The sequence below is a fragment of the Pantoea sp. X-Soil-YNGN-785 genome (genome assembly GCF_059730585.1).
Map to the genome: position 1 here is coordinate 448,574 of NZ_AP035943.1, position 10,644 is coordinate 459,217.

Annotated in this window: 12 protein-coding genes; 9 read left to right on the forward strand and 3 right to left on the reverse strand. The window is 55.9% G+C overall.

The genetic code is table 11. The features are described from left to right. Positions 1-240 precede the first annotated feature (240 nt). The 4 genes from AC6I8E_RS20725 to glsB all read left to right on the forward strand — a co-directional run bounded on the left by AC6I8E_RS20725 (position 241) and on the right by glsB (position 3,075). Positions 241-414 (forward strand): GhoT/OrtT family toxin, encoded by a 174-nt coding sequence (locus tag AC6I8E_RS20725; RefSeq protein ID WP_008924737.1) that lies wholly within the window; start codon positions 241-243, stop codon positions 412-414. Between the two features lie 104 nt (positions 415-518). Beyond that, a complete protein-coding gene (locus tag AC6I8E_RS20730) occupies positions 519-689 on the forward strand; it encodes a YdgH/BhsA/McbA family protein (RefSeq protein WP_013196156.1) in 171 nt (56 codons plus the stop codon). A gap of 174 nt (positions 690-863) precedes the next feature. After that, entirely contained in the window at positions 864-2,063 is a 1,200-nt protein-coding gene (locus AC6I8E_RS20735; protein WP_497824759.1) for a CynX/NimT family MFS transporter, read from the forward strand. Positions 2,064-2,154: 91 nt separating this feature from the next. Then, the gene (gene glsB / locus AC6I8E_RS20740; RefSeq protein WP_033784998.1) at positions 2,155-3,075 is read left to right on the forward strand and encodes a glutaminase B; all 921 of its coding nucleotides are present in this window, start codon (positions 2,155-2,157) and stop codon (positions 3,073-3,075) included. A 137-nt stretch (positions 3,076-3,212) separates the two neighbouring features. Here the strand turns inward: glsB and AC6I8E_RS20745 are convergent, their stop codons facing one another. Together AC6I8E_RS20745 and AC6I8E_RS20750 are read right to left on the reverse strand one after the other, a co-directional pair. Next, complete coding sequence (locus tag AC6I8E_RS20745; protein WP_147788912.1) at positions 3,213-4,166, reverse strand: Rpn family recombination-promoting nuclease/putative transposase; 954 nt, start codon at positions 4,164-4,166, stop codon at positions 3,213-3,215. A 215-nt stretch (positions 4,167-4,381) separates the two neighbouring features. Further along, entirely contained in the window at positions 4,382-5,320 is a 939-nt protein-coding gene (locus AC6I8E_RS20750; RefSeq protein WP_497824760.1) for a D-2-hydroxyacid dehydrogenase, read from the reverse strand. Between the two features lie 218 nt (positions 5,321-5,538). On the opposite strand from AC6I8E_RS20750, the gene AC6I8E_RS20755 reads away from it, so the two are divergent. From AC6I8E_RS20755 to AC6I8E_RS20765, 3 genes are all read left to right on the forward strand, one after another. Next, entirely contained in the window at positions 5,539-5,961 is a 423-nt protein-coding gene (locus AC6I8E_RS20755; protein ID WP_497824761.1) for a DUF2946 domain-containing protein, read from the forward strand. 45 nt (positions 5,962-6,006) lie between these two features. Continuing rightward, positions 6,007-7,737: a DUF2534 family protein gene (locus AC6I8E_RS20760; protein WP_497824762.1), complete on the forward strand. Its 1,731-nt coding sequence runs from the start codon at positions 6,007-6,009 to the stop codon at positions 7,735-7,737. 126 nt (positions 7,738-7,863) lie between these two features. Then, positions 7,864-8,541: a pirin family protein gene (locus AC6I8E_RS20765; RefSeq protein WP_377798002.1), complete on the forward strand. Its 678-nt coding sequence runs from the start codon at positions 7,864-7,866 to the stop codon at positions 8,539-8,541. Between the two features lie 42 nt (positions 8,542-8,583). Here AC6I8E_RS20765 and AC6I8E_RS20770 read toward each other — a convergent pair whose 3' ends face one another. Next, positions 8,584-8,811, reverse strand: coding sequence for a hypothetical protein (locus tag AC6I8E_RS20770; protein ID WP_313677350.1), 228 nt, complete (start codon positions 8,809-8,811; stop codon positions 8,584-8,586). Between the two features lie 171 nt (positions 8,812-8,982). Here AC6I8E_RS20770 and AC6I8E_RS20775 point away from each other — a divergent pair, with 171 nt between their 5' ends. Then, complete coding sequence (locus AC6I8E_RS20775) at positions 8,983-9,513, forward strand: YtfJ family protein (protein WP_041456481.1); 531 nt, start codon at positions 8,983-8,985, stop codon at positions 9,511-9,513. A 219-nt stretch (positions 9,514-9,732) separates the two neighbouring features. After that, positions 9,733-10,641 (forward strand): polyprenyl synthetase family protein, encoded by a 909-nt coding sequence (locus tag AC6I8E_RS20780; RefSeq protein ID WP_041456480.1) that lies wholly within the window; start codon positions 9,733-9,735, stop codon positions 10,639-10,641. The last annotated feature ends 3 nt before the right edge of the window (positions 10,642-10,644 follow it).

Genomic DNA, 10,644 nt, shown 5'->3' on the forward strand with positions numbered 1-10,644 from the left:
GTCAGCAATCATTCGCCAGGAGTTGTTCAGACAGGATCGCGGCATCCGCAAAGGTCCGACCCGCATTTTCCGGCACGGTTTTCAGCCTGAAATCGCCCGTTATCTTCATGGAAGTCAGAGAGCAAGTCAGCCGCATTGACCGGTAATTTCTTTAGATGCTAAACCCTGATTCACTTGATCTGGATCACAAAACTCCGCATCATGCGCAGCGAAAACCATAATGACGCTGCGGAGATATCAATGACACTGTACCAGGGTATGCTAATTTTCTATGCCGTTGTTGCACTGGTCGCGACGCTGATCACCTTTTTCATTGCCAAAGATAAGCTGAGCATCAAACTGCTGAGCGCCTTTCTGGTGGGTGCCACCTGGCCGATGAGTTTTCCTGTGGCGCTAATGTTTGCGCTGTTTTAATTGACAATATCCCCTTAGCGACCACACTCAGGTAAGACGTCCCTGACCTGCCAACCGCCGATCACCGACGTGACCTTACTCATGACGGTTAATAAGGAGCGGATATGCGCGTAGTCAGTGTGATGATTCTGGTTTCTCTTCTCAGTGCCTGTAGCGCCCCGTGGCACGCTGAAAAACCGGTTCCCGCGGCCGAAACCCGGCAGCAGACCTGCCAGCCCGGCTCTAATCCCAGCCAGAACGACTGCGGTCACTTCCCCGAGCCCGAGTTCCACTAATCAGTTTACAGCGATCGCTGAGGCGAGATCGCATTTACGCTATTTCATCACATAACAAGGCTTTACAGGCCGCTAACCGGTCAGTAAAGTAGCGCCCAGACATCAATTCTGATGCGTAAGCGTTAACGTCAACCAACGCCCCCCGCAGCACTGCTGCATGTGATGATCCCTGCCATGATGCCTGTACAACAGCAAGCTAAACCCCTCGCTGCGCTTTCCAGCGCCAGCTTTTTTTTGTTCGTCCTGCTGCTCACCGCAGCGAATCTTCGGGCACCGATTACCGCCGTCGGCCCGGTGCTGCAGAATATTCGCCAGACTTTTGGCCTCAGCGCCAGCGAAGCAGGCCTGTTTAACTTTATTCCACTGATGCTGTTTGCCCTGCTCGCCCCCCCTGCCGCCTGGCTGGGAAATCGGGTCGGGCTGGAACGCAGTTTGTGGGGCGCACTGTGCCTGATTACTGCCGGTTCACTGTTGCGCTGGCTGCCCGCTGAAGCGGCGTTATGGAGCGGAACGCTGCTGCTGAGCGCAGGCATTGCCGCTGCCAACGTACTGCTGCCGCCGCTGATTAAGCGCGATTTCACCGCCCATACCGCCAGATACATTGGCCTGTACGCCGCCACCATGTCGATTACCGCCAGCCTGGCGTCCGGCATTGCTGTACCGCTGAGCCAGTACTCAACGGCGGGCTGGCGACTCTCACTGGTTGTCTGGGCGCTGCCGGGACTGGTTGCGCTGCTCGCCTGGCTGCCGCTTTTACGTCAGCGGCAGTCAACTTTAGCGCCAGCTGACGAATCGGGTGCACATCATCATGTGTGGCGCTCAGCCGGTGGCTGGCAAATCGCCCTGTTCATGGCACTGCAATCGCTGGCGTTTTATACCCTGATCGACTGGTTTGCCGTATTTGCTCAGGATAATGGCTTCACTCAGGCGCAGGCTGGCTGGCTGCTGTTCTGGTATCAGGCAATTGCAATCGTTGCTAACCTGGGCTGTATGGTTGCGCTGAAGCGGGTGAAAGATGCCCGGCTCACCGCATTCATTGCTTCCTCGGGTATTTTCCTCGGTATGTCAGGTCTGCTGCTTAATCCGCAATGGGCGGTGATCTGGCTGACACTGGCCGGACTGGGCGCCGGGGCTTCACTGGTGCTCTGCCTCTCGCTGTTTAATCTGCGCGCCACCCATCATCGTCAGGCCTCACAACTTTCAGGCATGGCGCAATGTGTGGGCTATGCGCTGGCTGCCCTGGGCCCGCTGTTTTTTGGCGTGCTCCATGAACAGAGCGGTAACTGGACGCTGCCCTTCAGCGTGCTGGCACTGCTGAGCCTGTTACAGATGGTATTGGCTCCGCTGGCAGCACAATCAAAACCCATCAGCTGAAAATGCGGCTCAGCGACTCATAACAGATGACTGACCGGGCGCAAATGCATAGCGCATTGCCGGTCAGCGAAAACCGACGGGAGAAAAGTGCGTGTCTGAACTGAATAATGCTCTGTTGCAGGAGGTCCTGGATCAGGTGCGTCCGCTGGTCCATAGGGGAAAAGTCGCTGACTATATCCCCGCGCTGGCCGATGTCGCGGCCGACAATCTCGCCATAGCCGTTTGCCTGCGTGACGGCACCCTCTTTCAGGCGGGCGATGCGGAGACGCGCTTTTCGATTCAGTCCATATCCAAAGCGCTATCGCTGACCGTGGCGCTGACCCGCTATGATGACAGTGAAATCTGGCAGCGGGTGGGCAAAGAGCCATCAGGCCAGCCCTTTAATTCCCTGGTGCAGCTGGAGCTGGAACAGGGCAAGCCGCGTAATCCGTTTATTAATGCCGGGGCGCTGGTGATTTGTGATCTTCTGGAAACCCGCCTGACCGCGCCGCGCCAGCGAATGCTGGAAATTGTGCGCCAGCTGAGCCAGCAGCCCGATATCAATTATGATCGCCACGTTGCCCGCTCTGAATTTGAGCATTCTGCCCGCAATGCCGCGATCGCCTGGCTGATGAAGTCGTTTGGTAATTTCGATAACGATGTCACCAGCGTCATGCAGACCTATTTCCACTATTGCTCGCTGTCGATGAACTGCGTTGAACTGGCGCGCACCTTCGTCTATCTGGCCAATCAGGGTAAAACACTGGATGGCAGCCAGATGATTACACCGCGTCAGGCACGGCAGATTAACGCACTGATGATCACCAGCGGGATGTATGACGGCGCAGGTGAGTTTGCGTGGCGGGTCGGGATGCCTGCGAAGTCGGGCGTGGGTGGCGGAATTATTGCCGTCATCCCTGGCGAGATGAGCATTGCCGTCTGGTCACCCGGGCTGGACAGTGCAGGTAATTCGCTGGCAGGTACCGCTGTACTGGAGTTGCTGACGGAAAAGCTGGGACGCTCGATATTTTGATTCTGAGCGCGCAAATAACAGGCTTGCCGTGATGAAAAGCGATGGTGTTCCCATGATTCCGGCAGGCTGATTTTTATATTTTCAGTGCAGTAAGCTGGCGATTTGAGTCGTCAGCGTTAATCGGCGCTCAAAAATTCTTAGTGCGAAAGCTGTGCCAGCTCTTCTTCTGTAAGACCGGTCATCTGCATGACAGTATTGCGATCCATCCCACTCGTCAGCATGGTGCGGGCAATTCTGAGTTGCATGCTTTGCCTTCCTTCCTGAAGTCCGATCTCTTTGCCTTCGATGCGACCTTGTGCAATGCCCAGCTCAATGCCTTTCTCAAGCCCTATCTGCTCAAGCTGTTGTGCGATAGTCATAAGTACGTTCTCGTGTTGGGGCACACGCTGTGCCAGCTCCTGTACAAAGGTTTTGGCGTCTGATACTTCGCCCGCCTGCACAATGTAGTTTATCAGTGATATCACCTGCGATGAAGAGTGATCGCCTGCCATCAAAATGGATACCAGCCTGTCCATCAGTTCTGCCAGATCCCGCTGCCGGATATGTTTCTGCAACAGGGTCAGTGCCGCCATGCTGCGGTGTTGCATGATCTCATCGTCAGGAATCGTCGTGACATCGACCAGCGGAAAACTGTGGCTGTAAAGCCTGTCCGCCAGCAACGGGTCGTCGAACTCATCCAGCCACCGGGTCGAATAAGGAGAGGGAGTGCGTCTGCCCGCGTAAAACAGTATGGGTATCACCAGCGGCAGTCTCTTATGCCCAGCTTCAAGATGGCGCTGCATGGCAGCCACTGCATAGCGCATCAGCCGAAATGCCATATGTTTGTCAGGTGATGACTGATGCTCAATGAGTACATGAATATATCCATTGCCAGCGGTAGTTTTAAGACTGTAAAGCACATCGCTGAAGTACTGCCGAAGGTCATCTTCGACAAACGACCCCGACTCCAGCTTCAATGTGCTGAGATCGCAGCATTCGCGCAGTTCTGGCGGCAGGTGCAGCGCCATAAAATCCCGGGCAATATCCGGCTGAGTCAGAAATTGCCGGAATGTTGCATTATGAGGCGTGGGCGTGCTGTTGTTCTTTTTCACTGACCAGAATCCTTTCTGTTCCTGAAGCGCTGACAACGGCTGATAAAGCCAGTAAAAGGCGCTAAATCCCGTAGCGCACGAACGTTTAAAGTACGGATGGAAATAAAGAAATGAATACTCTGATGATTGAACCCCGTAAAACGCTTTTCCTGAATTCTACGAGGTTGCTCTGGATATCAACGAATAGCGGGCCTTAAAAAGCCATTCCACCCCGCTCAGCTCACCACATTAACCGGCTCGCCCTGAATAAAGGCCGCGATATTGGCCATCACGCCAGTTACCAGATTTTCTACGCCGCTGCGGCTCGCCCAGGCGATGTGCGGCGTCAGCAGCAGATTGGGCAAATCTGCCAGTAGCGGGTTATCGGCAGAAGGTGGTTCGCTGCTCAGGACATCCAGCGCCGCGCCGCCAATCAGCCCCTGCTTTAATGCCTCCGCAAGATCGGCCTCGTTAATCAGTCCACCGCGTGCGGTGTTAATCAGCAGCGCATGCGGTTTCATTTTCGCCAGCGCCTCACGGTCAATCAACTGACGGGTACTGTCACTTAACGGGCAGTGCAGCGAAATAATATCGCTGGTGGCAAGCATCTGCTCAAAGCTGACATAGCCCTCACGCACGCTGTCGCTGCCTTTGCGCTCCGCGTACTGCACCTGCATTCCCAGCGCCTGGGCCAGCCTGCCGACCGCCTGACCGATATCACCTTTGCCCGCGATACCCAGCGTGGCGCCGCCAATATCCCCTATCGGCTGACGATGCAGACAAAAGTGCTGCGCCTGCGGCCAGTCGATGCGGGTATTAACGGCATAGGCCATTATCTGACGACGCAGGGCGAAAATGGCGGCGATCACCGCCTCAGACACGCTCTGGGTGGAGTAGCCGGGCACATTACTGACCACGATGCCGCGGTCACGGCACGCGTTGAGGTCAATACAGTCATAACCTGTCGCCGCAACACAGATAAAGCGCAGTTCGGGAAGCTGCGCCAGGGTATCGGCACGCAATTGCACCTTATTGGTAATCGCAACCGTCGCGCCCGAAAGCGCAGAGACAATGTCACTGACCGGTGTCTGTGCGCGAATCTCCCAGTCAGCCTGTTGTTGCCCGGTCGGCAGAGAGACAGGCAGCGTGTCACCATCCAGCATTACAATTTTCATCTTCAGTCCTTTATGGGTTTGGTTTAATGCAACCGACCCATCAATGTTATTTGTATGTATTTAACGGGTAACATCTAAGTTAAATGATGCTGGAATTAAAGTGAATATGTTCAAAGAGTGCGAAATTTTTCGGAACAGAAGCCACTTTATTTAACTCTTTTATCCCCTTCGCGTTACACTGCCGCCCGTAATTTTCACCCCTTGTGCCCGTTGAAATCATGCAGAAATCTTCACTCAGACATCGACTCACTGCCGGTATTGCGATACTGGCTGTGCTGCTGTTGTTTGTTGCCCCGATGATTTCAAAGAATCTGGCTGAGCATCACGCCACGATGCAACGTGCATCTGCCATGAGCGCAGAGATGCCGATGATGCATCATCACAGCGAGATGATGTCGATGGCGGACCATGGGATGATGATGGATCCTGGTTTTGCCTGTGGCTACTGCGATTTACTGGTGCATGTACCGCTGATGCTCTGGGTGTTTATCCCGTTCATCTGGTGGATGAACCTGATCACCCGCGCCCCGCCGCCCTCTGCGATTAATCCGCCCCCCTGGCGATGGATGTTGCGTCTCCACCGACCACGAGCGCCACCTGCTTTCGCGTCACACTCACTGCTTTCTGATTCGATTGTGTGACAACGTCACCCAGTCGCCTTTGTCTTTTGAAAAGTGTGGAATGCTATGTCCTCTTCTCAGGAAATTATCCCTGCACCGCGCGGCACGCTGTTTAATCTTTTTCGCCGCCTGCATTTTTACATCGGCCTGTTTATCGCGCCGTTTATTTTTGTCGCCGCGCTCACCGGCACACTCTATGTTCTGACGCCGCAGCTGGAACAGGCGATCTACCACGATGCCCTGACTACCGATGCACAGGGCCAGGCGCAGCCGTTGTCAGCCCAGATTGCTGCCGCACGTGCGCGAGCGGGTGAATCAGCACGTATCTATGCCGTGCGTCCCGCGCCGGGTCCGCAGGATACAACCCGCGTGCAGTTTGCTGAGCCTCAGCTTGGCCCATCAGAATCGCGATCGCTGTTTATCGATCCTTACACGCTGCAGGTGAAAGGCGATATGACGGTGTATGGCACCAGCGGTGTGCTGCCGCTGCGCATGTGGCTGGATCAGCTACATCGCGGCCTGCTGCTGGGCGATTTTGGCCGTAACTACAGCGAACTGGCAGCCTCCTGGCTGTGGGTCGCCGCGCTGGGCGGGATCGTTTTATGGTCCGGCACCCGGCCACCGCGCACCCGCAGAAAAGTGCGCAGCGGTTTTGCGGCAACGCGTCACTGGCACGTTACGCTGGGCCTGCTGCTGGCTATCGGGCTGGTCTTCTTTTCAGTAACCGGACTGACCTGGTCACAGTGGGCAGGCAACAATATCGAAAAGATGCGCAGCGACTTTGGCTGGAAAACGCCGCAGGTTAACACCGCACTGAACGGTGACGCGCCCGCCGAAGCCGCCGATCCGCATGCTGACCATCGCGGTGCGATGATCGGCATGACGATGTCCGGCATGACCATGCCAGCCAGAACCGCCGCGCCAGTGGTCCTGAATCAACCGAATGGCAGCTGGGATCAGGCGCTGGCAGCAGCACGCCAGGCCGGACTGCACGCCGCGAAACTGGAGCTGCGTCAGCCTAAGAACGCAGAACAGGCCTGGGCGGTGTCGGAGATTGATCGCAGCTGGCCAAGTCAGGTCGATGCGGTTTCCATCAATCCGGCTGATTTCAGCGTGGTCGACCGCGTTGAGTTCGCCAGCTTCCCGCTGGTGGCGAAACTGACCCGCTGGGGCGTGGATGCGCATATGGGTGTACTGTTTGGTCTGCCTAACCAGCTGATTCTGGCCCTGTTCGGCTTTGGACTCTGTGCGATGATTGTGCTGGGCTACCGCATGTGGTGGATTCGCCGCCCGGCGGTTCCCCAGCTCAGCCCCTCGCAGACGCTGTTGTCCGCCTGGCTTGCACTGCCGCGCTATGCACAGGGCACCAGCCTGATAGTGACGCTGGCGCTGGGTTATGCGCTGCCTGTTATGGGCATCAGCCTGGTTGTGTTGATCCTGCTGGATATTCAGCGCTGGCGCAGCGCGCAGCGTGCGTCGGTCATCCGGGAAGAAATTGCGCCAGATAAGCAGTCGCCGCTGGCTATCGTCCAGTCACGCTTCGCCGGAAAGCGCAAAGAGATGCGCTATTTTCTCCGCAGCGTCACGGTGCTTGCGCTGATTGTGATTTCAGTGATGGCGAATGCGATGATTGGCGGCGTGATTGACCAGTATCAGATCCCCTTTAGCCACTGGTCACTGACCATGTATATCACCCAGGCGATGATGATCCTGCTCTACTCCACGGTCTTTACCGGGCTGTTGTCGATCCCACTCTGGTATTTCTTCCTGGGTGAGAGCGACGAACAGGGCAAATAAGCCGATGGCGCCCCGCGTGATTTTTTATTCAAAATAACTGACGAAGCCGGGCAAATCATCCGGCTTCTCATTCTGCGCCTGAGGTCTATGATCGTTGTTATGCCTTCCTTTATCTGAGAACAAATCATGAACATTGTGCGAGCTAATCCTGAACAACTGTTTGAGTACGGTCCTTTTACCGTTCGTCGTCAGCGACCTGGCGAGGCGCTTAGCCCGTTGCTCACGGTTGACCTGATGTCGCTGAAACTGGATGCCCGGCTCCCGATGCAGCAGCATCAGGATGAAGAAGTGTTCACCTACCTGTGGCGCGGTTCAATGCAGCATCAGGACAGCAACGGCGAGCGTACCCAGCTCTCTGCGAAAAAGGTGATGGTGGTGAATGCCGGTGAGGGTGTTCAGTACGAAGAGTCAGTACCGCTCTATGAAGCGGAGTTGTTGCAGGCCGTTATCCGGCCTTCGCAGCCAGGCGGTGAAGCGATGACTCAGGTGCTGGAGCGCGATCAGGGCATCATGACTAACGGCTGGACCGAACTGGCCGGGCCGGAAGAGTCTGACGCCCCGCTGGAACTGCGCCAGGAAGTCTATATCTACGATACGCTGCTGGAGCGTAACCAGACGGTGGACGTGCCCTCAATGCCGGGCTTTGTGGCTTACCTGACCGTGCTGGAAGGGATTATTCGCATTGGCGATCAGCGACTCAGTCGTGGCGATGCGGTGAGCGGACTGGATAGCAGCATGGAGATCACGGGCGACAGGGATGCCAATCTGGTTTGCTTCCTGGTCAGGCCAGACAACATTGCATAACATAGCGCGGGACGTTTCCCGCGCTTTTTTGTTCCACACAGATTAAAGCGTATGGCGTTGCTGCATCGCCTGCACCCGCTTATAGGCATGATCAAACTGGCGTACATCGTCGCTCAGCCAGTGGCGCTGTGTCAGCGGTGCATCATCCAGCGCCTGCGGCAGCGGCACACCCGCCAGCGATCCACGGCAGCAAAAGGCACGCGCCAGCGTCGGTGTAGCGATGCCAATGTAGCGGGCAAACTCTGGCAAGGTCATCAGTGCTGTACTCATTTTCCACCTCCTGTTAACAAAATATTCCCTGCATTTTCAGCCCAAATCTTTAATGCTTTTATTGATCTGAAACATAGATGTGGTACTAATCTTCTGCCTGCTGATGAGATAGCTCGCCTCGCCTGCCGTAAAACGAAAAGAAGTGAGGAACCCGTGCGCCATTATGGATTGATGATTGCTCTGCTGTTTTCCGGTTTTGCCACGGCTCACACGCTGACCACAGGCCAGCCAGTCCCGCCCGTCTATGTTGCCGATAAAGGGGAAATGCTCCTCAATGAGGGCGATATAAATTATCAGCGCTGGAACAGTCAGACACTGACCGGAAAAGTGCGTCTGGTGATTCATGTAGCGGGCCGGCTTTCTGCAAAAGACCAGAGCGCACCCTTAATCAAGGCCATTCAGCAGGCAAGTCTGCCGCGTGACCGCTTCCAGACCACCACCATCGTAAATACCGACGATGCCCTGCCCGGCAGTGCCATTTTTGTGGTGCGCAGCATCGCCTCCAGCAAAAAAGCGGCACCCTGGCAGCAATTTATTATCGACAGCAGTGGCGTCACTGCCCATAGCTGGCATCTTCAGCCGGAAAGCGCGTCCGTCGTGGTGATTGACCCGGAAGGGATTGTGCGCTTCGCTAAAGATGGCGCATTATCAGATGAGGATGTCGCCAGCGTGATGAAACAGCTGCGCGCATTGCTGGGCTGATTCAGGCAATATAGTGGTCAGGATGGCGCGTCTAAACGCGGAATGCTGCTGAATTCGCCGACATTTTTATCGCTGTAAGCTACGCTTAGTTGTAATGGATTTACCCGCCGTTCTTTGAAAACCTGCCAACTATGCTGTGGCAGTCGGGGACGATTATTGAAGATGGCATCGAATCATTTCGACCTGCTGTGACTTCCTCTGTAGATAAGGACAGCCATGATGACGGTCTGTGCAGAACAACACGTCAATTTCAGCCACAGTGATGCAGCCAGCCTGTTGAACGACATTGAGCATCGGCTTGATCAGCTTTTACCGGTTGAGAGTGAACGTGATTTAGTCGGCGCGGCAATGCGCGAGGGTGCGCTGGCACCGGGAAAGCGTATTCGCCCGCTGCTGCTGCTGCTGGCCGCGCGCGATCTCGGCTGTAGCGCCACCCCTGCCGGGCTGCTGGATCTCGCCTGCGCGGTTGAGATGGTGCATGCCGCCTCCCTGATTCTGGATGACATGCCCTGCATGGATGATGCACAGCTGCGTCGCGGACGACCAACCATTCACTGCCAGTATGGTGAACATGTCGCGATTCTGGCCGCAGTGGCGCTGCTGAGTAAGGCGTTTGGCGTGGTGGCAATGGCTGAAGGCTTAACGGCGGCCGCCAGAGCCGATGCGGTCGCGGAGCTATCCCACGCGGTCGGCATGCAGGGTTTGGTTCAGGGTCAGTTTAAGGATCTTTCAGAAGGCGACAAGCCACGCAGTGCCGACGCGATTCTGATGACCAATCATTACAAAACCAGCACCCTGTTCTGCGCCTCGATGCAGATGGCCTCTATTGTGGCAGAAACCCCAAAAGAGGCGCGCGAGCAGTTACACCGCTTCTCGTTGAATCTCGGTCAGGCCTTTCAGCTGCTGGACGATCTCACCGACGGCATGGCGGATACCGGCAAAGATGCCCATCAGGATGACGGGAAATCGACGCTGGTCAATCTGCTTGGGCCTCAGGCGGTAGAAACGCGACTGCGCGATCACCTGCGCTGTGCCAGCGAGCATCTGCTTTCGGCCTGCCAGGACGGTTATGCCACTCATCATTTTGTTCAGGCCTGGTTTGAGAAAAAACTCGCTGCCGTCAGTTAAGGA

What these genes read in the sequence shown, in the direction of transcription:
- AC6I8E_RS20725 (WP_008924737.1), top strand. Translation starts at nt 241, where the DNA reads ATGACACTGTACCAGGGTATGCTAATTTTCTATGCCGTTGTTGCACTG.
- AC6I8E_RS20730 (WP_013196156.1), top strand. Translation starts at nt 519, where the DNA reads ATGCGCGTAGTCAGTGTGATGATTCTGGTTTCTCTTCTCAGTGCCTGT.
- AC6I8E_RS20735 (WP_497824759.1), top strand. Translation starts at nt 864, where the DNA reads ATGATGCCTGTACAACAGCAAGCTAAACCCCTCGCTGCGCTTTCCAGC.
- AC6I8E_RS20750 (WP_497824760.1), bottom strand. Translation starts at nt 5,320, where the DNA reads ATGAAAATTGTAATGCTGGATGGTGACACGCTGCCTGTCTCTCTGCCG.
- AC6I8E_RS20755 (WP_497824761.1), top strand. Translation starts at nt 5,539, where the DNA reads ATGCAGAAATCTTCACTCAGACATCGACTCACTGCCGGTATTGCGATA.
- AC6I8E_RS20760 (WP_497824762.1), top strand. Translation starts at nt 6,007, where the DNA reads ATGTCCTCTTCTCAGGAAATTATCCCTGCACCGCGCGGCACGCTGTTT.
- AC6I8E_RS20765 (WP_377798002.1), top strand. Translation starts at nt 7,864, where the DNA reads ATGAACATTGTGCGAGCTAATCCTGAACAACTGTTTGAGTACGGTCCT.
- AC6I8E_RS20770 (WP_313677350.1), bottom strand. Translation starts at nt 8,811, where the DNA reads ATGAGTACAGCACTGATGACCTTGCCAGAGTTTGCCCGCTACATTGGC.
- AC6I8E_RS20775 (WP_041456481.1), top strand. Translation starts at nt 8,983, where the DNA reads ATGATTGCTCTGCTGTTTTCCGGTTTTGCCACGGCTCACACGCTGACC.
- AC6I8E_RS20780 (WP_041456480.1), top strand. Translation starts at nt 9,733, where the DNA reads ATGACGGTCTGTGCAGAACAACACGTCAATTTCAGCCACAGTGATGCA.